23 protein-coding genes and 2 pseudogenes are annotated in these 26,334 nt (G+C 54.4%); 5 read left to right on the top strand and 20 right to left on the bottom strand.

The genetic code is table 11. The features are described from left to right. Positions 1-271 precede the first annotated feature (271 nt). The 18 genes and pseudogenes from OMP40_RS14255 to OMP40_RS14170 form a co-directional block, all read right to left on the bottom strand. Positions 272-1,351, bottom strand: coding sequence for a glycoside hydrolase family 38 C-terminal domain-containing protein (locus tag OMP40_RS14255; RefSeq protein ID WP_277532183.1), 1,080 nt, complete (start codon positions 1,349-1,351; stop codon positions 272-274). Then, the gene (locus tag OMP40_RS14250; protein WP_277532180.1) at positions 1,320-2,969 is read right to left on the bottom strand and encodes a glycoside hydrolase family 38 N-terminal domain-containing protein; all 1,650 of its coding nucleotides are present in this window, start codon (positions 2,967-2,969) and stop codon (positions 1,320-1,322) included. The genes OMP40_RS14255 and OMP40_RS14250 overlap by 32 nt, the downstream gene beginning before the upstream one ends. A gap of 28 nt (positions 2,970-2,997) precedes the next feature. After that, positions 2,998-5,385, bottom strand: coding sequence for a discoidin domain-containing protein (locus OMP40_RS14245; RefSeq protein WP_277532179.1), 2,388 nt, complete (start codon positions 5,383-5,385; stop codon positions 2,998-3,000). Positions 5,386-5,419: 34 nt separating this feature from the next. Continuing rightward, positions 5,420-6,280: a carbohydrate ABC transporter permease gene (locus OMP40_RS14240; protein ID WP_277532178.1), complete on the bottom strand. Its 861-nt coding sequence runs from the start codon at positions 6,278-6,280 to the stop codon at positions 5,420-5,422. Beyond that, positions 6,277-7,173, bottom strand: a complete 897-nt coding sequence (locus OMP40_RS14235; RefSeq protein WP_277532177.1) for a carbohydrate ABC transporter permease — start codon at positions 7,171-7,173, stop codon at positions 6,277-6,279. Before OMP40_RS14235 ends, OMP40_RS14240 begins: the two co-directional genes overlap by 4 nt. Before the next feature lie 115 nt (positions 7,174-7,288). Continuing rightward, positions 7,289-8,599, bottom strand: a complete 1,311-nt coding sequence (locus OMP40_RS14230; protein ID WP_277532175.1) for an ABC transporter substrate-binding protein — start codon at positions 8,597-8,599, stop codon at positions 7,289-7,291. A 124-nt stretch (positions 8,600-8,723) separates the two neighbouring features. After that, entirely contained in the window at positions 8,724-9,410 is a 687-nt protein-coding gene (locus tag OMP40_RS14225) for a sensor histidine kinase (protein WP_277532173.1), read from the bottom strand. Further along, complete coding sequence (locus tag OMP40_RS14220) at positions 9,364-10,518, bottom strand: cache domain-containing protein (protein ID WP_277532171.1); 1,155 nt, start codon at positions 10,516-10,518, stop codon at positions 9,364-9,366. Before OMP40_RS14220 ends, OMP40_RS14225 begins: the two co-directional genes overlap by 47 nt. Then, positions 10,515-11,606, bottom strand: a complete 1,092-nt coding sequence (locus OMP40_RS14215) for a helix-turn-helix domain-containing protein (RefSeq protein ID WP_277532170.1) — start codon at positions 11,604-11,606, stop codon at positions 10,515-10,517. The genes OMP40_RS14220 and OMP40_RS14215 overlap by 4 nt, the downstream gene beginning before the upstream one ends. Continuing rightward, positions 11,596-12,024: a response regulator gene (locus tag OMP40_RS14210; RefSeq protein ID WP_277532168.1), complete on the bottom strand. Its 429-nt coding sequence runs from the start codon at positions 12,022-12,024 to the stop codon at positions 11,596-11,598. Before OMP40_RS14210 ends, OMP40_RS14215 begins: the two co-directional genes overlap by 11 nt. Next, on the bottom strand, positions 12,021-12,575 hold the full coding sequence (locus tag OMP40_RS14205; protein WP_277532166.1) for a TetR/AcrR family transcriptional regulator: 555 nt from the start codon (positions 12,573-12,575) through the stop codon (positions 12,021-12,023). The genes OMP40_RS14210 and OMP40_RS14205 overlap by 4 nt, the downstream gene beginning before the upstream one ends. A 194-nt stretch (positions 12,576-12,769) precedes the next feature. Further along, positions 12,770-13,171 carry a hypothetical protein gene (locus OMP40_RS14200; RefSeq protein WP_277532164.1) on the bottom strand — a complete coding sequence of 134 codons (402 nt, stop codon included), beginning with the start codon at positions 13,169-13,171 and terminating at the stop codon, positions 12,770-12,772. Between the two features lie 90 nt (positions 13,172-13,261). Beyond that, complete coding sequence (locus OMP40_RS14195) at positions 13,262-13,402, bottom strand: winged helix-turn-helix domain-containing protein (RefSeq protein WP_277532163.1); 141 nt, start codon at positions 13,400-13,402, stop codon at positions 13,262-13,264. 205 nt (positions 13,403-13,607) lie between these two features. Continuing rightward, a pseudogene (locus OMP40_RS14190) lies at positions 13,608-13,874 on the bottom strand (response regulator); the annotation flags it as partial. Positions 13,875-14,027: 153 nt separating this feature from the next. Beyond that, positions 14,028-14,708, bottom strand: coding sequence for a hypothetical protein (locus tag OMP40_RS14185; protein WP_277532161.1), 681 nt, complete (start codon positions 14,706-14,708; stop codon positions 14,028-14,030). A gap of 10 nt (positions 14,709-14,718) precedes the next feature. After that, positions 14,719-16,536, bottom strand: a complete 1,818-nt coding sequence (locus OMP40_RS14180; protein WP_277533183.1) for an InlB B-repeat-containing protein — start codon at positions 16,534-16,536, stop codon at positions 14,719-14,721. Between the two features lie 106 nt (positions 16,537-16,642). Beyond that, positions 16,643-18,247 carry an InlB B-repeat-containing protein gene (locus OMP40_RS14175; protein ID WP_277532159.1) on the bottom strand — a complete coding sequence of 535 codons (1,605 nt, stop codon included), beginning with the start codon at positions 18,245-18,247 and terminating at the stop codon, positions 16,643-16,645. After that, positions 18,228-21,224 carry an S-layer homology domain-containing protein gene (locus OMP40_RS14170; RefSeq protein ID WP_277532157.1) on the bottom strand — a complete coding sequence of 999 codons (2,997 nt, stop codon included), beginning with the start codon at positions 21,222-21,224 and terminating at the stop codon, positions 18,228-18,230. Before OMP40_RS14170 ends, OMP40_RS14175 begins: the two co-directional genes overlap by 20 nt. Positions 21,225-21,881: 657 nt before the next feature. On the opposite strand from OMP40_RS14170, the gene OMP40_RS14165 reads away from it, so the two are divergent. From OMP40_RS14165 to OMP40_RS14150, 4 genes are read left to right on the top strand one after another with little or no spacing between them, the layout of a single operon-like run. Then, positions 21,882-23,135, top strand: coding sequence for a 7TM diverse intracellular signaling domain-containing protein (locus OMP40_RS14165; protein ID WP_277532156.1), 1,254 nt, complete (start codon positions 21,882-21,884; stop codon positions 23,133-23,135). Between the two features lie 40 nt (positions 23,136-23,175). Further along, on the top strand, positions 23,176-23,604 hold the full coding sequence (locus tag OMP40_RS14160) for a sensor histidine kinase (RefSeq protein ID WP_277532154.1): 429 nt from the start codon (positions 23,176-23,178) through the stop codon (positions 23,602-23,604). Positions 23,605-23,629: 25 nt separating this feature from the next. Continuing rightward, positions 23,630-24,118: a response regulator transcription factor gene (locus OMP40_RS14155; protein ID WP_277532153.1), complete on the top strand. Its 489-nt coding sequence runs from the start codon at positions 23,630-23,632 to the stop codon at positions 24,116-24,118. Next, positions 24,103-24,414, top strand: coding sequence for a winged helix-turn-helix domain-containing protein (locus OMP40_RS14150; protein WP_277532152.1), 312 nt, complete (start codon positions 24,103-24,105; stop codon positions 24,412-24,414). Before OMP40_RS14155 ends, OMP40_RS14150 begins: the two co-directional genes overlap by 16 nt. Before the next feature lie 23 nt (positions 24,415-24,437). Here OMP40_RS14150 and OMP40_RS14145 read toward each other — a convergent pair. Together OMP40_RS14145 and OMP40_RS14140 are read right to left on the bottom strand one after the other, a co-directional pair. Continuing rightward, positions 24,438-24,647, bottom strand: a pseudogene (locus OMP40_RS14145) (tRNA-dihydrouridine synthase); the annotation flags it as partial. A gap of 284 nt (positions 24,648-24,931) precedes the next feature. Beyond that, positions 24,932-25,672, bottom strand: a complete 741-nt coding sequence (locus OMP40_RS14140; protein ID WP_277532150.1) for an SDR family oxidoreductase — start codon at positions 25,670-25,672, stop codon at positions 24,932-24,934. A gap of 424 nt (positions 25,673-26,096) precedes the next feature. Here OMP40_RS14140 and OMP40_RS14135 point away from each other — a divergent pair, with 424 nt between their 5' ends. Then, positions 26,097-26,333 carry a thioredoxin domain-containing protein gene (locus OMP40_RS14135; RefSeq protein WP_277532149.1) on the top strand — a complete coding sequence of 79 codons (237 nt, stop codon included), beginning with the start codon at positions 26,097-26,099 and terminating at the stop codon, positions 26,331-26,333. The last annotated feature ends 1 nt before the right edge of the window (position 26,334 follow it).

Below are 26,334 nucleotides of genomic sequence, written 5' to 3'. Positions count from 1 at the left end.
ACCGGAAGACGGGTATACAACAGATTGATGATATAATCATGGCAAGCCAGCAAAAACCAGGCTGCCGATGAAACATTGCCTTCTTATATCGGGAACGGACAAGTTCAATATGTGGTTAAACACTATGACAAACCGCGCGAAATGCTTTTATACGGCTCACTGGCGAACGCCTTTTTTAGACTATACGAGGATCTACCCTGATGAAATCGATGCAAACGGGTTAATCAAGGAAGTCGAACAAGCTTAACGCCGGTCGAGCGCTAACGGCGATTCAACCACGGGGAGGCTCCTTCATGGAGACGCGTACGGTCAACAGATCGCCGCCGGTAACCCTATAATTGATATTCGACTCGGCACTCTCCTCGGCAAACGCGCTTTCGTCCAGTCTCGTTCTTTGGAATCGTGCCCCGGAAGATACGCTATTGAGCCGAATGTCGCTCCCTTTGCCTGGATTCCATAACCTGACGATCCAGTCATCCCCGACTTCCGACCGTTTCAAGCAGCTAAGCACAGGCGTCGCTGCGTCGCCTCCGGAAACGAATGTAATCGCGGCAGACGATGAGGGCTGCGTTCCGCCATGAAGCGAGTCCGCCGCGAGCAGCATCCGGTTGCGGTAATCGGCGGCACGGCTCGCACAATTGCCTTGCAGCCAATCGCCTTCGTGCGGAATAAGCGCGTATTCGAAACGATGGCTGCCCGGACTCTGACCTCCCGGCGCTGGATAATTCGCCCCAGCGGCAGGACCGATTTTCCCCGCGGATCGAACGAGCGTGAGCTGCAATTCGATGCCGTTCGCGCCTTGAATCGCTTCGTAAGCAGGAAGTCCGATGGACGATAGGCACAAACCCGTCTCTCCGTCCGATACGTCTACGAATTCCTGAAACGGGTTGTCCCGCCATTCCGCGCCTGTCTTCGCGACGGCTCGGGAAACGACGTTGAAATGGTCATAGGCATGAACGGCATCCGCTCGGATTCCCGTCTCGAAGGCAACCCTGAGCATATGATCTTCGCAGACATTGTCCAGCTCCGTCATAAGATCCAATCGATCAATACCTGCGTGAAGCGTCGCGTAGGTTACGATCGTCACGGCCTTCTCGTAGACGGAACGCACTTTATCACCCGCTTTATCCGGCAGCGACCATGAGATCTCGTGCTTGAATACGACGCGCTCTTCCGACTTCTCGTGCAGCTGCCACCCCTTTGAGCTTCCGCTGGACCGTCGTTCGTCCGGGACGGCGAATTCATGGTGATCATACAAATCGCCGATTTCTTCGCGATCCGCGAACACATGCAACCCGCTATACGTCTTGCCCGTCTTCTTATGCGTCAGATCGAAAGTGCCGTTGTCCAAAAAACCGGACGTCAATCATCTCGTTCGCCATGCCGTCTTCGCGAGCGGAAACGAGCGTAGGCGATCCAACTGCGCCCCTGTTAACCGGACGAATCCAATACGTCCGATAGCCGCTCGACTGCACGTCTCTCGCGATGAAATCCACGTCCAAGACCGTGAATGTTTGATCCGCAGGATGCTCCGCCGTGGCGGTCTTGGAGCTCACCTTCGATAGCATCTCCGGCGTCATATAGACGCTCTCCAAATCTTTATTCTTATCTGTGACGTGCCGAATGCGCGACGGAATGACACGCCCTTGGTCGTCAACGATTTCGTATGCATCGTGCTTGAAACGAAATGGCACCCTGACGAGGCCCTTAACCGGCGACGGAGATGTAGAACCCATCGGATTCACGACAATGAGCGCAGCCGAGCCCGGCTCACCTGCTGAAGTATCGATCACCGCAGTCAGCGCTTGCAGTCCGTCTTTGATCAGATAGTCGCCGGTTCCCTCGATTTCTTCGTAGCGGTTCATCATGTCCTTGTGCACTTGGTCGAGGCTGCAGCCGCAGATGGAGTCGTGAGGGTGGTTCGCAAGCAGCAGCTTCCATAGATAATCGAGCTGCCCTTTGGGATAAGCTGCCGCTCCGGTCATCGAGGCAATCGTCCACAGCGGCTCGAGCTCCCTCTGCAACATTCGCTCGCAACGGTCGTTATGCTGCTTTAACCGCATGTAAGAGGACAGCGTGCCGACCAGATCCATGGGCAGCTCTTCGGAGCCTCTCATCTCCCCACTGTAGGCTACGAGCGATGGAACTTCGTCTTCTACCGCCTTTAGATAATCCTCCGGCGTCCCGTACACCAACTCGTAACGGTCTTGATGCTCATTCATGTATGTCACGATGCCGGGCAAGGACTTCCGCGCCTCCATATGATCGATGCCGACGGAGAAATGCAGGACGGACGATGCCGCCTTCTCCTCTTGCTTCGCCGCCTCCTCCAGGAACACGGCCATAACGGCCGCAGGGTCGGGACGAAGCGAAGACTCGCTCTCGATGTTCGTCCAGATGTCCGGGTAGCTGAGGAAGATGCCATGACTGTAGCCGTGGTTGGCCGCAACGACGTTGGAACCCGCCGGGCCTTGCCAGCGAAACTCGTAATTCTTAAAGTCCCCGTCCCACTGCGGACGCCCGCGACCGAATGTCGCGTAACGAATGCCGAATCCGTTCAGAATGAGCGGCAAACTGGCAATGCTGCCGAATGAATCCGGCACGTAACCGACTTCCATGGGACGACCGCGCATTCGGCGGGTTTGCTCCATGCCGACCGTCAAATTCCGAATCATCGATTCGCCGTTCGCCAAAAACTGATCGCCCAGTACATACCAAGGTCCCGCGACGAGACGGTCTTGCTCCATCAGTGCCGACAGCTTGTCTCTTCTCTCAGGCCGGATAGCCAAATAGTCTTCGAGCACGACCGTTTGCCCATCCAACAGAAACCGGTAGTCCGGATGTTCGTCCAGAATATCCAGCAATCGGTCCACGAGGTTCACCCACCGGACCTGGAACTGCCCTTTCGTCATCACCCATTCACGATCCCAATGGGTCGTAGGCGTGATATATACTTTGCGTCTCGTCATCGGTCATTCCGCCTGCCTTCCCATTCGATTAATAAACCTCGATTTCCGATAATTGCATCCGGTAATTGTTGGCGTCGTTCGGATTCGGTCTCAGGCTCGTTCCCGTCACCTTCACGTAACGGGCGTTCGTCGCCGCGAACGTGAAGGCTTGAACGGCATTGCCCGGCAACGTAAAGTTCGTTCGCGAAGCGACGGTCGTCCAATTCGAACCGTTCGTCGATACTTGTATGGAGAAGTCGACCGGGAATCCTTGACCGACATTGCCGCTATCGTTGCGCGGATACAGATCGATGCGGGATGTCGATTTTGTGGTGCCTAAATCCAGTTGCACGTACTCGGTATGGTTGGACGTGAGCGAAGCGCTGCTGGTCCACCCCGCCGATCCGCCTATCGTATTCAGCAAGCCATCGTTGATCCGACTTTTGCCCCAATCGCCGCTCTCTCCGGAACTCGAAGCGGTAACCGTCGCGCCGAACGCGAGATTGCCGAGCCTTCTGATATATTCCTTGGTCATATTCCAATACATCGCGTTATCCATCACGCCGCTGCTATTCAACCATTTCTCGGTCAGACCGGTCGCTTGGGACGTATCCGTCACCGCGACAGCTGTTTCTTCGGCGTATTCATTGTAGGAATTAACCATTACGATTTGCGGTTTCGGGCTTTTGTTCATGACGCGATCCCATGCTTTGGTCGCGTAGTAATCCCCGTTCGCCCGCGATATCGGGGTATACGTCGCTTGGTTCGGATTGTGCCCGGGCATCACGACCATGACTTCGTCGTTCGCGATCGTGCCCGATGCGGGCGTATACCATCCGTAATACCCCGAAGGGGTGCCGCCTTCGGAATAACGTATGGTGAACTTGCTCGAATTGGTCTTGTCTCCATTCCAGTTCAGCCATGCATTGCGGTCCGCCTCGCCGGCATGCAAGACGAGCAAGGGCTTGCCGTTCAAGTAGTAATAGTTTTTCGTGCCGCCGTTCGTCGCGTTCACGAATTGGTTCCATACTTCTCCCGCCTCATACTCCACCGACCTCGGATCGTGCGTGTATTGCAAGTCGCCGATCGCAAGCGCGTATTTCAGACTGCGGTTGCCCGTTGTGCTGTTCCAGTTATTCACGCGCTTGGAAAGCGTTACTGCCCGGTCGAAGATATATCCGTCGTCGACGTACAAACCATTCGTCTCGTCCAGAAGCAGGAAATCGACGCCGGCGCCGGACATTGTCGCCAGATGTTCGTCGACGACAGGCACTTCGTCGCTATCGTATTGCCGGTAGGTTCCGAGCGTAAGCGGGACGTATTTCAAATTCCAAGCCGACCATGTGTCGTGCAGGTTTTTCTTGAAGTAGCGATAAGGCTGCACCGTCCACGAACCGGTCGCCGCACTATAGGCCACAGTCGCTTTCCAGCCATAAGCGTCGCCCGTCACGTTACCTTGAAGCAGCTTGTCCGAATGAAGGCCGAACCCGGAGTTCATAACAACGTTACCCGAAGATAGAACCGTGCTAAGGCCGCGTTTCATGTAGGTCATACCGTACAAATCGCCACTTAGGCCATCGCCGTTCTGGTCAAAGTCAAAATAGACGAATGCATCGGCATACCCGTCGCCGTTGGCATCCGACACGAGCTGCTTCACGGAACCGTAGCCATGACCCGCCGCCCATTGATAGTACGGTGAAAATCCGGAACCCGTCGATGGCGCCGCGAACCAGCTGCCTGAATTCGCGATGTAGACGATCGCGTCCAGCTTGCCGTCTCCGTTCGCGTCGCCAAGAAATTGATTCGAGGAACCAATGCCATGGCCTGCGATCCATTGCGTATATCCGGAGAACCCGCTGCCCGTAGAGAGCGCCGCGTACCACGTGCCGTTGCTGCCGAAATAGACGATGGAATCGCTCTTGCCGTCGCCGTTCACGTCCCCCATGAATTGCTTGTCCGAACCGACGCCATGGCCTGTGATCCAGACCGACGGTACGCCGAATCCGTTGCCGTTCGACAGCGCGACTTTCCAAGCGCCCGTCGAGCCGTCGAAAACGACGGCATCCAGCTTGCCATCGTTGTTCGTGTCCGCCAGAAACTGATTCGCGGAGCCTGTGCCGTGGCCGGTTGCCCATGACGTCGGGGCGTTAAATCCATTCCCATTCGAGAGCGCGACGCTCCATGCGCCATTGGAAGATGCGAATGCGACGGCGTCGTCCTTGCCGTCGCCGTTCACGTCCCCGAGCAGCTGATTGGAACTGCCAACGCCGAAATTCGTGATCCAGGTGCCGTTGACGGCCGGTTTCTTGGCATACCAGGTGCTGTACCACATGCCGACCGTAGGTTTTGCTGAATCCGCCGATACTGTGGCGGGAATCGTGCCGACGAACGCGAACACCGCGATGAAGGCGGCGATCGGAATTTTTTTCATGGACATGGATGTTCCTCCTCGAATGAGAAATCGAATACCGTCAACCTTTGACCGAGCCTGCGGTTATTCCGCCGATAATGCTCTTCTGCATAAACACGTAGAAGATCAGGATCGGAAGCATGCCAAGTACGAACATCGGCAGCAAAGCGCTCCAATCCGTAGAGAAGATACCGACGTTCGCGTAAATCATGCGCGTAATCGTAAAGTACTTGGGCGACACGATAAACAAGATTTGCACGAAAAAGTCGTTCCAGAACGCAACCGACTGGATGATGATGACGGTTCCGGTTACCGGCCAGAGCAAAGGAAAGCAGATGCTGACGAACGTACGCAACACGGAGGCGCCGTCCATCTTAGCGGCTTCTTCCAATGCATACGGAATCGTGCGGATGAAGCTATAATACAAGAACACAACGAACGCGATATTCGTGAACACGAACACCAGAATAACGCCAAGCAGCGTGTTCATCAGATTCATCTTTACGAAGATTTTGAACAACGGAACGATTGCCATCTGGAACGGAACGATGATCGACGAAATGAATAAGTAGTAGACGAACTTGTGGAGCTTCGTGTTTCTGCGCACGAGCGTATAGGCGGCCGATGAACCGATCAGCACGATGAGAATGACCGCTCCGCCTGTCGTGATCAGATTATTCAGGAATACGTGGCCGTAATGCATGTCCTGGAACGCTTTAATATACGAATCGATCGACAACGTCGACCAATCGAAGCTCATCGGCCTTGCGACGACGTCCTTGGCAGGCTTCAGCGTATTGACGACCAAATAGTAGAACGGGATCAGGATAACCAATGCTAAAATCCATAACGAGACTTCCAACACGACATTGCCAACTATGCCTTTGCGCGAAGCGCCGGTAGAGACGGTAATGCTCTTCATGCGATATTATCCTCCCTCTTCGAGAAGAAACGAAGCTGAACCAGGGAGATCAGTAGAATGATGACGAGCATGACGACGGACAACGCGGAAGCGTAAGCGTATCGATTCTCCGAGAATCCGTAGTTCATAATCGAGAATGTGATCGATTCGGTCGCGTACCCCGGCCCGCCGTTCGTGAGGGCCAATATTTGATCGTATACCTTGAAGCCGCCGATCGTCGAGAGAAGCACGTTGATGGTCATCGCCGGCGCGAGAAACTTGAACGTAATATGCCAGAATGCTTGGAGTTTGCCTGCGCCGTCGATTTTTACCGACTCGTACAATTCGGCCGGAATGCTCTGCAAGTTCGCCAAGTAAATAATCATTGCCCACCCCGTCGTCTGCCATACCGCGACGAAAATAACGGATTTCATCGCCAGCCCGGGATCGCCGAGCCAGTTGTGCGGAAGAAAATGAATGCCGAGTTGATGCAAAACATGGTTTAACAAACCGTCGTCGCTGGAAGATAGAATGAACGACCACAAAAAGCCGATGATGAGTCCGCTGAAGCACCAAGGCATGAAGAATACCATTCGCAGCAAAAATTTGGATTTCAATTTCGCGTTAAGCGCGATCGCGAGCGGAATGGCAAGCGCATTCTGGAGCAACGTCGAGAATACGGCGAAATACACCGTATTGCGGATCGAAGCGAGTATCCGCTCGTCCTTGAATACTTCGACGTAATTGGTGAACCCGATGAAGGAATAAGTGAGCTTGTTGACGCTGTAATTGGTGAGGCTATAGTAGATCGATTGAAGCGAAGGATACAGGAAAAAGATGACGAACCCGGCCAGCGCGGGAAGCAATAACATTTCGTATTGCAACGTCTCCTTCAGCTTTTGTTTATTGATCACGCCGTGACGCTCCTTCCTTGCCCTCGCTGTTCATGTGTAGCATAGCGATGAGATAAAGAAAAAGCGGTATTCGCATACCGCCTTTTGCCCTTCGTTTCGCTATGATTAGCAAACGTTACTTCAGCGCTGCCAGTTGTTTCGAGACGTAGTCATCGACTGCTTGAAGTCCTTCGTCGACCGTTTTCTTGCCGGACACGATCTCTTGGCTCGTCTTAAACCACGTGCGAACGAAATTCTCGCCGTTGATTTTCTTGAAGCCCTCCCACGGTGCGTACGTTCTGCCGGCTCCAAGCGTGTCTTGCAAGCCGGACAACGACGGATCCAAGCCGCCTTGCGTGCCTTTGATAACCGGTCCGCCGTGCGTGACCGCGATCCATTGCGCATCGCCTTCGGGACTCGCAATGTAATCCAATACGCGAAGCGCTTCGTCGATATGCTTGGAGTGAGCATTGACGCCTCCGCCGCCTGCAACGCCGCCAACTGCCCAGTTGTCTTGTCCTTCCGCTACGGAAGGATAAGGGAAGATATCGAAATCGAGGTCAGGCGCTTTCTTATGCATGTCGGCCACTTGCCAGCTGCCCATGCTGATCATCGCGCTCTTGCCCGTCAAGAACTCATTAACCATGTCGTCCACCGACATGCCGAACGCGTCCGTGCCGATGATTCCTTTGCTCACGACTTCGTAGAACTTGTCTAAGCCGGTCTTCCAGCTCGCCGAGTACGTCGTCTTCGCCGATTCGATGTCCGGCTCGATGATCGCGCCGGTAGAGAGCACGACGCCAAGCGCCATCTTGCCAATGACGTCGCCGTCTTTGTCGCCTACGCCCAGAGGCTTAATTCCTGCCGCCTTCAACTTCTCGCTAATCGCAATGAATTGGTCCCATGTTTTCGGAATCTCAATGCCGTTGTCCGCGAATATCTTCTTGTTGTACATGATGCCTTGGAACCATGTCTCGAACGGAACGGAGAAGATCGAGCCGTCCGCTTGCGTCGTTGCGAGCTTCGCGCCATCGCTGAGGCGATCGATGAACGGCTGATCGTTCAGCTCAAGCGCGTAACCAAGCTTGAAGAAGTCAAGGTTCATCGGCGCGATGTCCGGACCTTCGCCGGCCGCGAATTGCGCATTCAGCACTTTGTTCGCTTGCGCGTTGTCCATGAATACGAGCTGCAGGTCGATATCGGGATTCGCCTTCTCGAAGGAAGTTTCGAGATCCGAGAACAAATTCGGATTATATTGGACGACCATCGTGACCGGCACTTTTTCTTTCGGCGTATTGCTAGCGCTTTCAGAAGCATTCGTCGAAGAATCGGTCGAGGACGACTGATGGCCATTGCTTGTATTGTTGCTTGCGTTGCTGCCACATGCCGCCAACGCGAGCGACATGGCGACGATACCGGATGCGAGCGCGATTTTTCTGTTTTTCACTTCTAATACCCCCAGTGAATGTGATGAGCGACGCTCAAGGAGCTCTTCTTGTTCGCCTTCTCTTGAAGTTAATCTTAAACCCGGGCGGCGGTTCGTTAAATCTCGTTCTGTTTAGATTCATGTTCTAATATTCAGTACTTGCCGGAAAACCGACCAAGATCGTCGTTCCTTCTCCCGGCGAGGATTCGATTCCGAAGGTAAAGCCTTCCGAACCGTGAATCAATCTAAGTCGGTCATAGACATTTTTCAACCCGATGCTCCTCGAGCCGGTATCTTCGTCTCTCAGCAGGCGGTCGATGTGTTCACGTTGCTCCGCGGTCATCCCTTTGCCATTATCGGTAACCCGGATCTCGAGCCGCCCTGCCGAATAATGCAGTCGTACTTCAATAAGGCCGCCAGACCAGCTATCGCCCAGTCCGTGCAGAATCGCGTTCTCCACAATCGGTTGGATCAACAGCTTCGGCATCCGGCAGTTCGCCGCTTCCGCGTCCGCTTCGATGGCGTATTCGAATCTTTTGCTGTTGCGGCTCTGCTGGATTTGCAAATAGGATTCGAGATAGTTCATCTCTTCCTGCGCCTTCACGATATCGCCGGTCTCGTACAGCACGTAATCGAACAAGCTGCCCAAGCTTTCGATCGTCGTTTCAATCTCGCGGGTTTTGTCCAGCACAGCCATCGCGTGCAGCGATTGCAGCGTATTATTGAGGAAGTGCGGGTTTATCTTGGATTGAAGCGCGCTGAGTTCGGCTTCTTTCTGCTTGATTTTAACGATGTAGTTGTCGTTGATCGCTTGGTTTAATCGAGCAACCATTCGGTTGTAATGGTGTCCTGAGCATGCCGATCTCGTCGTTTAACGTCACTTCTACGGGAGTCAGTTCATTCCCGCGGCTTAGCTGGTCCATTCGATTCTTTAGTTTAATGATGCCTTCCGACATTTTGGAAGAGAGAAACAAAGACGTTCCCATTGCGAGCAATATGGCGAAGAGGATGGTCAACAGTGCAGTAAAACGCACATCGCCTGCGACTTGACTGATCTTCGTCATCTTCGTCTCGATGACCGTCTTCCATCCCGTAATCGGGGAAGTCGAAAAAACGACCAGTGTCATCGAATTGCCCTCCTTATAGGTGAACGTTCCGTTGTCGCTGCTCTTCATTCGCTTCCATAAACCTGCGTCGTAAGCGCCCCCGCTTTCGCTCTCCTCGCGGTCGGCGACGATCTTCCCTGCCGCGTCCACGATGGCTATCCGCTGCGAGTTTCGCAGCCCGATTTGGCCGAACAGACTCGTAATCTTCCGGATATCGATATCGATGACGATTGCCCCCGCGTTTGCCTTCATCTTGAGCGGGTCGCGCACGGGAATAATGACGGAGATCACTTCGTTCGTGTCGCCGTCGTAATAATAATCGTTCGGATGCGGACCTGTGAATGCAGCGCGAACGACGGGACCCAGGCTGCTTGCAAACCAAGGTTGCGCATTGAAGTCGTAATCGTCCCGCGACGAGCTGTTCTTATCGTAGATGGCCCGCCCGTTCTTGACGACGAGAATGTTATCCACGTAAGGAATCATGTACGTATATTGGCTTAAAATATTTTGGAGGTTTTCGTTGTAGGTCAGCTGATCCACGTAACTCGAGTCGTAGTTTTCGACGGCGTCGATCAACGTACGGTTGTTTGCGGTCAATTGAATAATCGTCTTGATCTCTTCGAAGTAGGAATTAATGTTTAAGCTTGTCTGTTCGATCGTTTGTTCGGCGCCGCTTTTCATTTCGTTGCGGAGCACGCCGACCGAAATCGCATAGATGACGCTGCCTTGGACGACGAGCAGCAAGATCGCCATGACCGAGAACGTAATCGTCATTTTGCTGCGAAGCATTAAATTTTGGTAGGAGCGAACGAGCAGTCGCAGCACGTTTCTCATCGGACGATCCCTGTCATGTTGTTTTTATATTCCGCCGGCGTGCGCCCGACCGCCTGCTTGAACATTTTGCCGAAATGGCTCGGGTTATGGTAGCCGACAAGCTTGCCGATTTCGTGGGCGGCGAGCGTCGTCGTCTCGAGCAGTTCTTTTGCTTTAGCCATACGAACGCCAGTCAAGTAATCCCAGAAAGACTCGCCGACTTTTTTCTTGAAGAAAGAGGAGAAATACGCTTTATTGTACCCGGCGAATTCGGCGACTTGCTGCAGCGTAATGTCTTCGCCCATTCGATTCGCGCAATACGCGACGATCTTGTCGATCAATTGGTCGTCGGGCGACTTTCGCGCTTTGTTCAAAGCGATCGATACCGAAGCCAATCGTTCCAGCATCCAATCCCTTAATCGCGAAACGGTCTCGAACGTCTCCGTCGCCCGTTCGGCCGGATCAAGCTGCCCGAGCAAGCGATTGCATGCGGCCAGCAGCGCCGTCTTGTCTCCGCCGCTTCGCTTGATTCGTTCAAACGCGTTAACGATAAGGTCCGCGGCTTCCCCGTGTTTGCCAAGCTTAACGGCTTCAACAACTTTGGCTTCTTCAAAAGGATCCACCAGGTTCGTGGCTGCGGCGGCATAGGGGTAGAACGCATAAACGCCGGGTGCATCCGCGTAAAACATCCTCTCCGCCGATTGCTTCGCTTCCTGGAAGGCGCGGGGCAACGCTGCGACGGAGGTAGCGGCGTCGCCCACTCCGATATTCATCTCGGCTCCGAGTGCCGACTCGAGTTCCGCTTTGATTGCCGCCCATAGGCGTAAACGAACGGCATCCGTTCCCGGTTCGTAGTCCGAGAATACGAGAACCGGACGTCTCGCGTCATCGTGAAGCAGGAGCACTCGATCTTTAAATGCCGACGTCTGTTTCTCCCACCGCCGGAGACCTGCTTCAAGATGCGCGATTCGATCGGATGAAGCGTCGGTTTCATTCATGATCTCGATCGCCAGTACCCAATAGATGAGTGCCGCATTTACCCTAATCGTGTCGATCTGGACGATGCTGGAAGAAGACCACTGGAACCCCGACGTCAAACTATGATACATGGTTTTTTTTCAGCATCGTTTCACGTTCGTATTTGTATCGATTGTCCTCGTTAATCAGTTCAAGCGTCGCGTGAAGAACTTCGACCAAGCGTTGTTCCTTGATCGGCTTCACGAGGTAGTCTTGAGCTCCAAGGCGGATCGCTTCCTTTGCGTATTCGAAATCTTTATAGCCGCTCATGAAGAGAACCTTGCTGCGGATGCCGCACCGTTTCATCTCTTCGATGAACTCGAGCCCCGTCATGCCCGGCATTCGAATATCGGTCAGGATAATGTCCGGCCGTTCTTCTTCCACGATGCGGATCGCGTCGGACGGCGAACTTGTGAGTCCCGTTTTTTCCAAAGGAATGCCGCTTCGCTCGATCATTCTATATAAAGCTTGAACGATGTTGTCGTCGTCATCCAAAATAAAAATCTTCATACAACACCTCGAAGCGGCGTTATCCCATTTGCGAATAGGCTATCGATCAGCTTGACCAATTCTTCCGACGATAAATCTTTGCCGTTGCGTATCCACAGGCGAAACAGTGACATTAATGTTGATATATAAAACTCAATCAGGTATGGCGCTAATTTATCATTTGTCGGAAGGTTCACAATCAATCTCTCGAAGGGAATTTCTCTTTTCAGGCGTTCAACAAAACGAACAGAACCATAGTCGCCCAGGAGGGCTTTGAGGACAGAAATTTCTTCTGTACTTTCCAAGCATTGAAGCGCATCCTGGAAAGTATGCGTAGACAGCTCCCTGCTTGCCATTTCCTCTTTAATGGATTTGAAAACCCTCTCTTCAACATCGTTCAGCAGCTCATAAATATCGGTAAAATACTGATAAAATGTACTGCGGTTATACCCTGACTTGTTGGCAATCTCTTGAATCGATATTTTTTCAATTGGCTTTTGGCTATATAAATCACAGAACACATTTATAAAGGTCTGCCTGGTTTTGTCTGTAATCTCCGGTTGCTTGTTCATGATTGGCCTCCACTTCCGATTCAATAGACGATCCGACGCATATTGAAATTCTGATTGTTGATGACTGTATGGCGAATCCATACAATATTATCATACAACACGTTGTTGGATTAACAACAAGGTCAAATTACCCGAGAAAAATAGCGGCGCAAAGGGAGGCCATCCCTGCGCCGCTATTTTTTTTAATATCCGTCTCATCCCAGCGAGGCATACTTGCTCGATCCCACAAACTCGCGATGGGCATCCCGAATCGCGTTCGCGCGCATCAGCAGCTCCTCGGAACCGCCATGCTTCAACTGCCCGGCAATTTGCATCAGCTTGAACGTGTTGTAGTAGTTCGCATCCGCTTTGCTGCGGCTATGCTGCAAGGCGTCCTCGTACGCTTGGCGTTCCATCGAGAGGCTCATGGCTTGCTGATGCAGACTGGGATCGTGCCGCTGCAAGTAGTCCATTTCATCGGTGCGCAGCTTCTTGCCCAGCATGAGTGTACCTCGAATCGCTGTCACACGCGACTGATCCATCGCCGCGCGTGCGTCCTTGTATGGCTGCATCGTTTTGAAATAACCACTGACCGGCTGCACCGACTTTACATTCACGTCATTCACCCCTTATTACTAATATCGTCACGCGCACCTTTGGCCATGAGCATATATCCCGTGCCTCGAATCGTAACGATTCGCTCCGGATTAGCGGGATCGTCCTCTATTTTTTTTGCGTAAATTGCTGATATGCACAGCGACCGTTCTCGTATCCTCCAGACTCTCCATTCCCCAGACGAGCTGAAACAACGCATCGACACTGACGGTACGATTCGCGTTTTGGGCCATATAGGACAACAGACTGAATTCTTTTCTCGATAAAAAAGATCGTTTCGCTTCCCCTGTTGACGGACTGTGCGTAGTAATCCAGCGTTAAACCCGGCAGCTCCAGCAGCTGTTCCCGTCTGCCCGTCGACACTCTGCGAAGGTGCGCCTTGATCTTGGCCATGAGTACGCCCGGACTGAACGGCTTGGTCACATAATCGTCGCCGCCATCGGATAGGGCGCTGATTTTCACCTCGTCTTCCTCGCGGCTGCTCAAAAACACGATCGGCGCATTCGTGCGGCTGCGCGCGTTCCTGCACCAATCAATGCCGTTTTCGTTAGCCAAAAGGACATCCAGTACAATCAAATCCGGCTCGAAGGAAGCCAGCAGCTTCATGGCTTCTGCCCCGTTATGACTGCAGGCGGACAGGAAACCCTCCCGCTCGCAATACACCTGGACAATCTCGCAAATATGGGGATCGTCATCGACGATCATGATTTTGTGCGCGTCCGCCACAACATCACCTTCTTTCCTTAACCTTCTTCTGCCCAATGCCCTTGAATGTCGGATAAGTCAACGGCAGGGCAGCTTGAACGACAGCCTACTCCGACGGGAGTAGGCTGTTCTGCTCGTTTGATCGGTTTAAGGTTAATGCAAGTCCGGATCATACTTCAGCACGGTCACTTTACCGCCTAATGCGCCGTTGCCTGTTGCCACATAATAGCTCACATAGATGTTGTCCGTGCTGTCTATGGCGAGGTTGACCCACTCTGCATTATCGGCGGAGATGCCGGCATACTCTACGACGCTCCAACTCATGTTCTCGAATTTCATCACAGTCACCCGGTTGCCGTTTGCCACGTCCCGATATGCAACATAAGGTGTACCCTGGCTGTCGAAGGCGATACTTGCGTATAGGACTCCGCCATTGTCTTGGATCGGGAAGTCGGCAGTGCCTACAGCCTCCCACGCGGAGCCCGTATATCTCGCCACCGCCAGCTTGGCATTGTTCGTATAGGCCATATAAGGTACGCCGCCCGGATCAAGCGCGAAGGATGCGCTCCAATAACCGCTTGGTATCGGGGGCTCACTGAGAAAATTCCGCGTAAGACTCTGGCCCTCGTATTTCGCCACGGCAGCTTTAACCGGGTTCCCGACGTTATAATACGTATAGAACAAGTAAGGCGCGTTGCTTGGGTCCAGCGCGATGACTGAATGATTCGCGCCTCTCGCCCCTATGCCAGTCTGTATCTTCTGCCAGTTGCCGTCTTGAAGCCTCACCACGTGTACGTACTGGAACGAGCTCTGAGAGACATCGATATAAGACATATAAGGCGTGTCATCCTCGTCGAACGCAATGGAGATATGGTCTCCAAATTCCGCTATACTGCCTACCGTTTCCCAAGCCCCTCCCCCTATATCTCTTAACGATAGTTTTCATGGCTGAACCGATATAAGCAACGTAAAGCGTATCCTGGCTGTCGATGGCAAGCGTTACGCCAACCTGCGCCCACGACTGATCGAGGGCGGTCGGACCGCCGACGATCTGCCACTCGCCTGCCGCTTCCACGTATTTCTTCACGAATACCTCTTTGCTCCAGGTCAGTACAGCAACATAAGGCGTGCCTTGGCTGTCGATGACGACATTGGACTGATGATTCACGCCCGCTTCCATCGCGTCGCCAAGATTGAGCCACGAGGTCATCGTCCACTTCGCGTACAGGGTCATGTCTGCATTCACCGCTGCCGAGAAGTCATAGGCGTTCGTCAACGCGGGATCGCTGTACCAACCGCCGAACCTGTAGCCGACCCACTTCAGCGCGGCAGGTGCCGCAGCTTTGCCGCCGGGAATCACCGTCTGGCTCACGACGGTCGGTCCGTTGTTGCTGTCAAAGCTCACCGTATAGCTGTTAAATGACCACTTCGCATACAACGTGAGGTTGGCGACCACTTGTCTCTCCGTGAAGAGATAAGCTTCGCTCAGTGCGGAATCGCTGTACCAGCCGACGAACGTATAACCGTCCTTCGTCGGTGCGGCAGGCGCGGCAGCCTGGCCGCCGCTTGCCACCGTCTGGTCGGCCACCGGCGATCCGCCGTTGCTGTTGAAGCTGACCTTGTACATCGCCGTCCACTTCGCGTACAGCGTGAGGTTGGACCTCACCGGTGTCGTGAAGCTGTAGGCCGTACTCAGACCGGCGTCGCTATACCAGCCGCCGAACGTGTAACCGCTCCTCGTCGGTGCGGATGGCGCCGTCGCATGGCCGTCATAGCTCACCGTCTGGTTCGTCACCGACGATCCGCCGTTGCTGTTGAAGCTCACCGTGTAGGCGTTAAGCGTCCACTTCGCATACAGCGTGAGGTTTGTCGCGATCGGTGTCGTCGAGAAGCTGAAGCGGCTCGTCAAGCCGCTGTCGCTGTACCAGCCTTCGAACGTGTAATTGTTCTTCGTCGGTGCGCCGGGTGCCGCAGCCACCGCACCTTCCTCTACCGTCAGATCCGCCACCGCCGTGCCGCCGTTGCTGTTGAAGCTCACCGTGTAGCTGTTTTTCGGAGCAAGCGTCCATTTTGCATATAAGGTGAAGCTGCCCGTCACGACCGTCGTCTCGAAGTCATAGGCGTTCGTCAAGCCGCTGTCGCTGTACCAGCCGCCGAACACAAAGCCTTCCTTCGTCGGTGCGCCGGGCGCCGCAGCCTTGTTTCCTTCGTTCACCGTCTGATCAGCCACCGCCGACCCTTCGTTACTGTTGAAGCTCACCGTGTAACTGCGCAGCCACTTCGCATACAACGTGAGATCTGCCGTCACCTGTGCCGCGAAGTCGTAGGCGCTCGTCAGCGCGCTGTCGCTGTACCAGCCGGCGAACACCAAATCGTTCTTCGTCGGTTCATCCGGTTCGCTTGCCTGGAAGCCGTAACCGACCGTCTGGTCAGCCACCGCCGACCCGCCGTTGCTGTTGAAGCTCACCGTGTTGTTGTTCAACGTCCACTGAGCGGTAAACTCGACATCGCGCGCGGGCATCGTAGCCGGAGAAGCGGGCGACCATCCCGTGAATGCATGACCCTGCCGGGTCGGAGCGCCAAGGTATAACCCAATCGTTGCTCCAAGCGGTACGTTAACGACCTTGGTCGTATCGCCGGAGCCATTGTAATTGATCGTCATGGCGTAGCTGTTGCGCTTGTAGTACAGCTTCAGCACCGTTGTGCCTCTGCCTGCGATCGGAGCCGACAACACAGTCCCCGGTACGCTGTCGTTGAACGTAAAGCCCTCATAGGACCTGGTCGGATTCGTCAGGCTTGCCGTGGTATCGGTTGTGCCGCGATACGATTCCGTATCCGCCACCGTATAGGTGTCGCTTCCGATATTTTGCAGCAAGTAGACGACCTGATAAGGCGTGTCCTCTCTCGCCGTCCACTTCGCGGCATAGGCGGTGTCCGAAGCCGGCATCGCACCTGGAACCTCCGGCGACCAGCCGGAGAACGTATATCCCGGCCTTGTCGGCACCGGTATACGCGATGCGATGTTCTTGCCGACGGCTTCCGTTACCGAACTTCCGGGCGCCCCCCGGATAAGCCCAATCGAAGGTCATCGTTCGATTCACCGGATAGTAATCGACCCTGACGACCGTCGAGCCGTCCCCTTTTATCGACACGCCGCTTGCCGTACCTGTCGCATAACCTTGGTTCTTGAACCTGTCGGAGGCGATTCGAATCTCCGCGCCGGTTGTGCCGGTCAACATTTCCGTAGCCGCAGGCGACGTCGATGTCCTGGTGTTCGGGTCGATCAAATAATGCTGCACGGTATACGGCGTATTCTTGTTCGGAATCCAGTGCGCGATCAAATTCCGATCCTCGGCAGGCATATGGCTCGGAATCGTCGTCTTCGTGCCACCGGAGATCGACCAGTACCAGCCGTCAAAGGTGTATCCCGGATATACCGGCGTGTCCACGCTGATCGCCGCGTTATACGGAGCGGCGACCACCTGGGTCACACCGCCGTTTTGCGGATCCAGCTGGAGAATATAGTCGCCCACTCTGGCCAACCAGTTCAACGGAATCTTGCGCGTGAGCGAAGCTGACGAGTACGACAGCGGCGCGCCCTTCCAGGTGATGACCAGGTTGCCCTCGCTCACCTGAATGTCCCGGTTCACCACTTCGATCCTCCCGGTCGTCGGTTTATATCTAAAATTCGCATGGTCCACCTGGATGTCGAATCTTGAGCGGTCATACACCCGAGTATTCGTCTCGCCCGTCTTCAGATCAAACGTGCGCATCGTGAACAGCGTCTCCGGCACGGCGATGGATGACGCGGAACCCGCCAAGTTCACTACGGGCGCCTTATCCTGCGTATAGGCAAAGTCGACGACATGCTGCTGCTCCCCTACCGAATACAGCGGCCATGCGTTGTCGTACACCGGTATGCTGGCCGAGAGCAGTCCGTCGCCCAATTGGGCGCCTACTGCACTCTCCAGATAGATGCCGATCTCTATATAGAGCGCACCTAGAGACCGGGTGGACTGCACCCCGTTCAGCTGCTTCAACTGATAGTAGAAGTACCCCCACAGATTCACGTAAGCGCCGGGTTCTACGGACAGCCCGATGCTGTTCAGCTTGACGCTTCCGACCCCCGCTTTAAGCTCCAGCTGTATGCCCGCCCGCAATCCGAGCGTCCCCATGACATAGAAGGTGAACTGGTAATTGCCGTCACCCGGCAGGCTTACGGTGCTGCTCGAGCCTGTGAAGCCAAGCACGTGCAGGGCAGCCGAGTAGCGCTTGGCGGTCGTATAGTTGAAATCGGCCCCGATCGTCAGGTTTACATTGGCGTTGACGACGAACGTTGCCGTAAAGTTGACTTCAACAATACCATACGCCACGCGCGTGCTGTTGCTTACGAGCTCTTTTTTTGATTAATGGTACCCAATCCGTCTCGTTCTCCATCATTTCCTGATACTGCGCCAGCAGCGACGCATCGTCTACGCCGGTATCCTGCACACCGTCGATTAACGCTTTAATTTCCGTCGCGATGTCACGCACCTTGCCCAGCTTGCCGCCCGTAACGGCTTCGTCCCAGTCATCCAGCGCATCCTGCAGCTTGTCGTGTTCGACGGTGGCGATCTCCGCCGTAACGTTGATCCCGGTATACGTATAAGCGTCCAGATTAGCGGTGACCGTATAGTCACTCGGGTAGGGGATGCAGACAAACCAAAGACATGCTTCTCCCCACTCCGTCTCCCCGTTGACGCCGAGATGCAAGCTCATTTCTTCAAGGAATGTACCGGTCATATGGATGACGAGGTCGCTTTCTTCATTGATTCGAATGACAATATCGGCTTCGACTTGAAGCGTAGCGCTTACGCCGGAGGTTTGTCCGTTTATATGCTTCAATGTCGTACCAAGCGAAGCTGTGACGGTCAGATTCTCCACGCTGACTTCGCCCGCGCCTTTTGAGGCCGAAAGTACATTCACCTCCATCTGTGTCTTGAATGCATTCGTCTTCATGGCCAGCGCAGATAGATAGTCCGCGGCTTGGTCGACGAATCCGCTGGCTGTCGCTTGCCGCTCAATCTGATCTTCGAGCTTCGCAATCTGTTCATCCGACAACAGCAGGCCGCCGTCGATCGCTTGCTGCCGATAGATGTCGAAAACATGCTCGATGTCTTCGACTGAAGCATCGGTGTACGTAATGACATCCATCTCCGCCATAGGCGTAATCGACGTAATACGCCCATAACCGATGACCGCGGCATCTTCTTCCTTGAATTGACCCTCGTAGAAAGCGATAAAATCGCCCGCATCGACGGTGGTGAGTTCGCTCAAGCCCAGCGGCGCATACAGACTGTCGCTGTAGTTCATCGCGGTATGCGCGACCGTGATCGCGTGGTCGTCACGGTCTCCATCCGTATCCGCCTCTACGCTCACAGGCAGAACATCCGGCTTGAACAACACTTGCTTGGCATCCGCGTGACGATAGGTGTAGGTGCTGCCGCTAATCGCCGTAATCTGTACATAGGCGACATCGCCGTCGTCGGCGCCGGTCGTGTCTACCGTGCGCAGATCGGGGCGAACCCCTTCATAGATGGCGACGGCATCGCCAACCTGAATCCCGGCGCTTCCGGTATACGTGAACGTTCCGCTGCCCGCATTCGCCGCGGGAAGACCGGTATCGCCGTCGCCCACCGTCGTCGTGACGACCGGAATCGCGGGCGAACCGGCTTCCGCGCCGTCCAGCATCATATCCGAGACTTCCGCGAAGGGCAGATAGATCATGTCCGGATTCAACGGGATATTCATGGCGTCTTGCTTGGCAACGCTAAAAACATAGATGCTCGTCGTCGAATCTTGACCCTGGAAGGCGAGGTTGTCGTCCGTCAACGTAAGTTGATAGGTGTGACCTTCCGTGAACTGACCGTCTTCGGCTGCGGACGCTACCGTGAAGGTACCGTTCGCGCCGGTCACCGCAATCCCCGCGAAGTCAGGATTCGCGGTATCCTCAATCGTCATCCGCGCCTGCACCTCGGATGCCGTCAGACTGCCGGTCGCATCGTTGACAGCGATCGTGAAGCCCGGCGCGACATCCAGCACCGCGTAGCTTGGGGTGCGCTGGACCGCATTGCTCACGTTATCTATGTACTTCGCATACAGCTTCGTATCGGCGGCAACCGTACTGCCCTCCGCGAATATGAGCGACAAATCGCTGTCCCTGAACCAGCCTTGGAAAATATACCCTTCCTTCACCGGAGCAGGCAGCCGGCTCGGCGCCTCTCCTTGCCGCACCTCCTGATCCGCGATCGCCGTGCCTCCGTTGCTCTCGAACGAAAGCGTATATGCAGGGATCTCGCCGCCGTTGTCGGTAGGTTCGGGCGTCGGTTGGCCGCTGCTCGTAGGTTCGGGCGTCGGTTGGCCGCTGCTCGTAGGTTCGGGCGTCGGTTGGCCGCTGCTCGTAGGTTCGGGCGTCGGTTGGCCGCTGCTCGTAGGTTCGGGCGTCGGTTGGCCGCTGCTCGTAGGTTCGGGCGTCGGTTGGCCGCTGCTCGTAGGTTCGGGCGTCGGTTGGCCGCTGCCGCCGCTAATCGTATCTGATGTTGGCGTCGGTGTCGGTGTCGCTTGATTTTGGTGTGCCCATGCCTCCACAATCGCGTCGTTGCGCATGAAGAGAACAGCCGCTTCCGCGCGAGACGCCTGGGCATGCGGATTGAAATTGCCGTTTCTGTCCCCGAGGAATACCCCTGCTTGCCACAGCTTCACGACTGCATCCGCCGCCCAAGGAGATACATCGTCGAGATCGCCCGGCTCCGTCGTTACGCGATCGCCAGTTTGATAGGGAATCCGATAGCTTTCGAAATACCGCAAAGTCATCGTCGCCATCTGTTCCCGGGATACGTTCGCATCCGGGGAAAAACGCTCCTGGCCCGTGCCGGACGTGATCCCTTGCTTAACCGCCCACGCTACATAGGGCGCATACCAAATCCCCGCCTGCACATCCGCAAAGGTCGAGGCCGAATACGCTTCGGCATCCACGCCTGCCATTCTTCCAAGCGCCGTCACGTACATGGCGCGCGTCATCGTCCCTTTGGGCGAGAAGACGCCGCTTCCCGTTCCGCTGAATATGCCATTCTTCCGGACATAGTCGGCCGCATCGTAGAACCAGTCCGTCGAACGCACATCCTGGAATCCGCCTGGCTCGGACGCGGCCGCCTGCTGCGCAGGCAATTCGGACGCGGCCACTAGCTGCGCCGGTAGCGCGGCCGCTGTCGCCTGCTGCGCAGGCAGTATAGTCACGATCATGCTGATGAGCAACATCCACGTCAAAATCCGCGATTTCGACTTCCATCCCCATTTTGTCGCCTTGTTCACACTTATTCATCCCTTCTAGCAGCTGGATACAGGAAAAAAATGTCGATTTTTCTCCTTTCATTCTAGCAGAGGGGCTGAGGCAACTCGTGTATTACAAAGAAAACTTTAAGTTCGAGCGATTCGCGAGATTTTATCGACGCTATTCCCACATTTCCTTGCGCGATGCTATCATAAAGGAAACCACTATTATTTAGCGTATTTTGTAGATTGGGGTCGAATTCATAATGAGGCGCATTCTGCGTTTCGGTTCTCGTTCTATCCTGCTTCCTATCGCGATAGTCGTTGTTGTCGGCCTGGTCGCCAGCTATGCAGTCGTGTCTGCGCCGGAAGCCCCCAAGCTCCAAAGTGAAGCAGGCATGCTGGATGTAACGCAGGTTCATGTCAGTGAGAATCCGATCAAATTAAAAGGAGAATGGGCATTCTACTGGCAGGAGCTGCTGTCGCCGGCGGATATACGAAGCCGTATGGAACGAGGGGAAAAGACGGATCGCTATATCGACATCCCCCGGATCCTGGCTAGGCTACTCGTTGGACGGTCATGTACTCAACGGAGAAGGCTTTGCAACCTATCGGTTGGTCATTTCGCTTGGCGAGCAGGATCGGAATGAGCGGCTTGCGCTGCGGCTGCCCAGCATTTTTCATGCGTATAAATTATGGGTGAACGGGGCCCTGCTGGCCGAAGTCGGCGTGGTTGGTCGGGACAAGAACGGCGTGACGCCGCGTCTGGCAACGAAGCTGGTGTTCTTCCAGCCTGCCGGCAGCACGGTAGAGCTGGTTATGCAGGTCGCGAACTTCCAGCATAAGCGAGGCGGCATCACCAAGTTCATAGAGCTGGGCGGCAGTGACGCGTTAACGACCCGGACAAACCTGAGCGTTGCCGCAGAGACATTCATAACGGCAAGCCTGCTGGTGATCGGCTTGTATAATCTGCTGTTGTTCGTGCAGCGACGCAAGGACAGGGCGCCGTTGTATTTCGGTCTGTTCAGCATGATGTTCGGTATCCGGTCCTTGCTGGTCGGCGAGCTGATGCTTACGCAATTGTTTCCTCGTTTCCCGTGGGAATTGCAGTTCAAGATCGAATATCTGATCCTTTGCGTCAGCGGTTATATCATCACGATGTACTTTGATTGCATTTTCCCCCATTATGTGTCGCGATGGTTTCGTCTTGGCTCCCGGATCGCAACCGGCGCACTCTGTCTTGTAGTTGTGACGACCCCTGCGCTCATCTATTCGAAACTGCTGCTGACGATCGGCGCAATCGTTGTTCTGCACATGGTGTACCTGATGGTCGGGCTGGTCCAGGCGGCCGTGCGGCGTCAGGATAGTGCGTTAATCTTCCTTGTCGTGTCGGCGATTACGTTAGTGACGGTGATCGACGATTTTTTATATTACAACGGCTGGTCGCTGATCGGAAATCTATCTCCGCTTGGTCTGTTGATATTTACGATCGCGCAGATGATGCTGCTCTCATCCAGATTTACGAGGGCGGCATCGAACGAGGAGAGAATTGCGCGCGAGCTGCTGTATGCGAACGACAAGCTGACCGAATTGAATACGAATTTGGAGCGGACCGTGCAGGAACGTACGCAGGCCTTGTCCGCAGCCCACGATGATCTCCGCACTTCGTATGACCGGCTGCTTCACTCCGAGCAGGGGAGGAAAAAGCTCCTGGCCTATATTACGCACGATCTGCGTATGCCGCTGTCCAGCATGCTTGGTTATGTAGAAGCCGTACAGGACAGCGTCAAGCCGGAAAGGAACGAACAGTACCTGAAGTATATCCAGGATAACACGATCCGGATTAACCGCATGATCGAGGAGTTGTCCTTCCTGTCGCATTTGGAGACGGGACAAGTTTCTTACCGCATGGAGCCGGTAGCTGTGACTCGCTTTTTGCGCGGCTTTTTTTGAACAATATGAGTTGGTCGTCCGCGACGCAGGGCTCCATTTTATGCTGGATATCGGAGATGGAAGTACGGATGATCAACGACTTCGCTCGCCTGTTGTCGAGCTGGATGCGCAAAGATTGGAGCAGGCTTTGTTTAATCTGGTGTCGAACGCGATGAAATTCACCGCCAGAGGCGGGCTGGTGCGTCTTGCGCTGGCAGTAGACGAGGTCAAGGGTACCCGCTGTGCGATCATTAGCGTACAAGACTCCGGCACGGGTATTCCCGCGAATCAGCTTGAGCAAATCTTCGATCGCAATTACAGGTATGATCGGCCGGGCTTGGAGAAAGGCATAGCGGGCAGCGGGCTCGGGCTTGCGATTTGCAGAGAAATCGTACAAGCGCACGGCGGCACGGTTCGAGCGGAGAGCGACGGCAAGACGGGGTCGATCTTCTATGTATCGCTTCCTTGCACTGTAAATGAAGGAAGGTGACGATGTGGCGGACGCGCACAAAATCATGATCGTCGATGACGATCCCCATATTTGCGAGATTGTCCAGGTGTATTGCGAGCGGGAGGGTTTCCTGTCCGCCTGCAGTCATAACGGGGCAGAAGCCATGAAGCTGCTGGCGTCCTTCGAGCCGGATTTGATTGTACTGGATGTCCTCTTGGCTAACGAAAACGGCATTGACTGGTGCAGGAACGCGCGCAGCCGCACGAATGCGCCGATCGTGTTTCTGAGCAGCCGTGAGGAAGACGAGGTAAAAATCAGCGCCCTATCCGATGGCGGCGACGACTACGTGACCAAACCGTTCAGCCCGGGCGTGCTCATGGCCAAGATCAAGGCGCACCTTCGCAGAGTGTCGACGGGCAGACATGAACAGCTGCTGCAGCTCCCGGGTTTGACGCTGGATTACTACGCACAGTCCGTCAACATGGGCAGCAAAACCATCTTTTTTATCGAAAAAAAGAGTTCAGCCTGCTGTCCTATATGGCCCAAAACGTGAATCGGATCGTCCCTGTCGAAACGTTGTTCCAGCTCATCTGGGGAACGGAAAGTCTCGAGGATACGAGAACGGTCGCCGTACACATCAGCAATTTACGCAAAAAAATCGAGACCGACCCCGCCAATCCGGAGCGAATCGTTACGGCTCGGGGGGGGCCGGATATATGCTGGTCGCCAGAGGTGCGTCGCAGGCGCGAACATAGCGCGCAGTCCATGGGGGGGGAGCAGTCGAGCATCGGCGCAGATACAATCAAGTTAAAAGCCCTGGTGTTATTCGCCGGGCTTCTCTTCTTATAACATTCGCTACAGGACAACCCATATCCCAAGATATGAGCCACAATGGGCTGTTCATCCTCCGTAAAAGTCAAACGCCCGCGCACGGAATGGTTCCCCTCCGGGTGACAATAGCTCTCCGTATTCGCAAACTCCGTAAAAACACATCCGGTCTGGCCGCTTCGCTCACGACATGGCGAAAAACGACATCCGTCACAGCCTCCATGGGCGACAGTATAAAAAAAAGGGCGTGGCAGATCACGCCAGAATGGTTTGTCATAGCAAAAACCTCTCTAAAGTTATCTGGACGCTGTCGAAATCGTCTCGCAGCCGAAGCCTCGGCTCCTTAAGACATTATAAACCGGAAGACGGGTCTACGACGGATTGATGATATAATCATGGCAAGCCAGCAAAAACCAGGCTGCCGATACGGAGAGAGCAAAATAAATGTAAAAATCGCCCTTGTCCGGCTGACTGAGCCAGACAGAGGCGACTGCGAGCCCGGGAACGCGCCTTGTCGGTCACGTGTCCGCTGGAGGCATTAATCCATTTGTATGCCGCCGTTCACTTTCATGCAGCTGCCGGTGACGAACCGGCTCTCCTCGCCGGCGAAAAAGGCGATCGCACCCGACAGGTCATCCGGCAAAGCTACCCGCTGCATCGGAGTCATCGCCGCGATCTGCTGCTTGACCGCTTCCGGGGTTACGCTTGACGCTTCCGTTTCGACCAGTCCGGGTGAAACGATGTTGGCGGTCACCCCATAAGGCGCGCTCTCCAGCGCCACATATTTGACGAACGCTTCAAGCGCCGCCTTGGCCGAGCCGTGTGCGGCCATATAAGGCACCGGGGTGTCGGCCGCATTGCTGGAAACGTAAATCATTCTTCCGTATTTCCGTTCGATCATGGCAGGCAATACGGCTTGCGTCAATGTAAAAGCAGCCTTCATCTCGTCGTTCAACTTCTGGGCTAACTCTTCCCATTGGATCCCCAATACCGGCTTCATAACAAAAGACATATGCGCATTGTTCACCAGAATGTCGATATCGCCCCATGCTGCCCGAATGGAATCCAGTGCTTCCCTTACTTGTTCGGGATCGCGCACGTCCGCTTTGGCGAGCGCCGCCTCTCCCCCGGCTTGCCGGATCTGATCCACGACAGCTTGCGCCGACTGCGCCTGGCGCACATAATTGACGGCAACCTTAGCCCCAAGCCGGGCCAGCTCCAGCGCTGCCGCCGCGCCGATTCCTCGGCCCCCCTCCCGATACGAATGCAACTTTGCCATGTAAACGATTCATACAGTTCCCTCCAAATTGTGTGATACAGATTGTTTGTCGAAAATTTAACTTAAAGAGATGTCACGTCTCGTCAATGTTGGCAAGCTCGCGCCCTTCAACAATGATCCAATATCACAGTTGCCAGATCCGGCATAGATTCCTATATTTTGATATTACGTTGTTTGACTCATGTCTAGTAGTGACAGCGGTCATCACTTTCGTCACATAATCAATCCAGTATGCAAGAAAAAGGTACAGCCTCCTCCAATCAAGAGGATCTGTACCTTTTGGTCAAAGCGGCTGGTTGCTCAGATGATTAAACCGGAAGACGGGGATACAACTGAATGATGATATAATCATGGCAAGCCAGCAATAATTAGCCATGACTACGAGTCCATCATTCCAGGTAACATCAAGCAAAGGGGATTGAACATGACACGAGTTATCGAAAATGCATTTTTAAGCTATGGCAAGGAAGATGCGCCTGTAAAAGTAGAAGTGTTCTTAAATTTGGCGTGCCCGTATTGCGCAACATTTTTTCAATCTGCCGATGAAACATTGCCTTCTTATATCGAAAACGGACAAGTTCAATATGTGGTTAAACACTATGACAAACCGCGCGAAATGCTTTTATACGGCACACTGGCGAACGCTTTTTTTAGACTATAAG

Origin of the sequence: Cohnella rhizosphaerae, assembly GCF_029525575.1 — a bacterium.
Taxonomy (GTDB): domain Bacteria; phylum Bacillota; class Bacilli; order Paenibacillales; family Paenibacillaceae; genus Cohnella; species Cohnella rhizosphaerae.
Note: the sequence above shows the minus strand (reverse complement) of the source record. Positions and strands in the feature narration are given on the sequence as shown.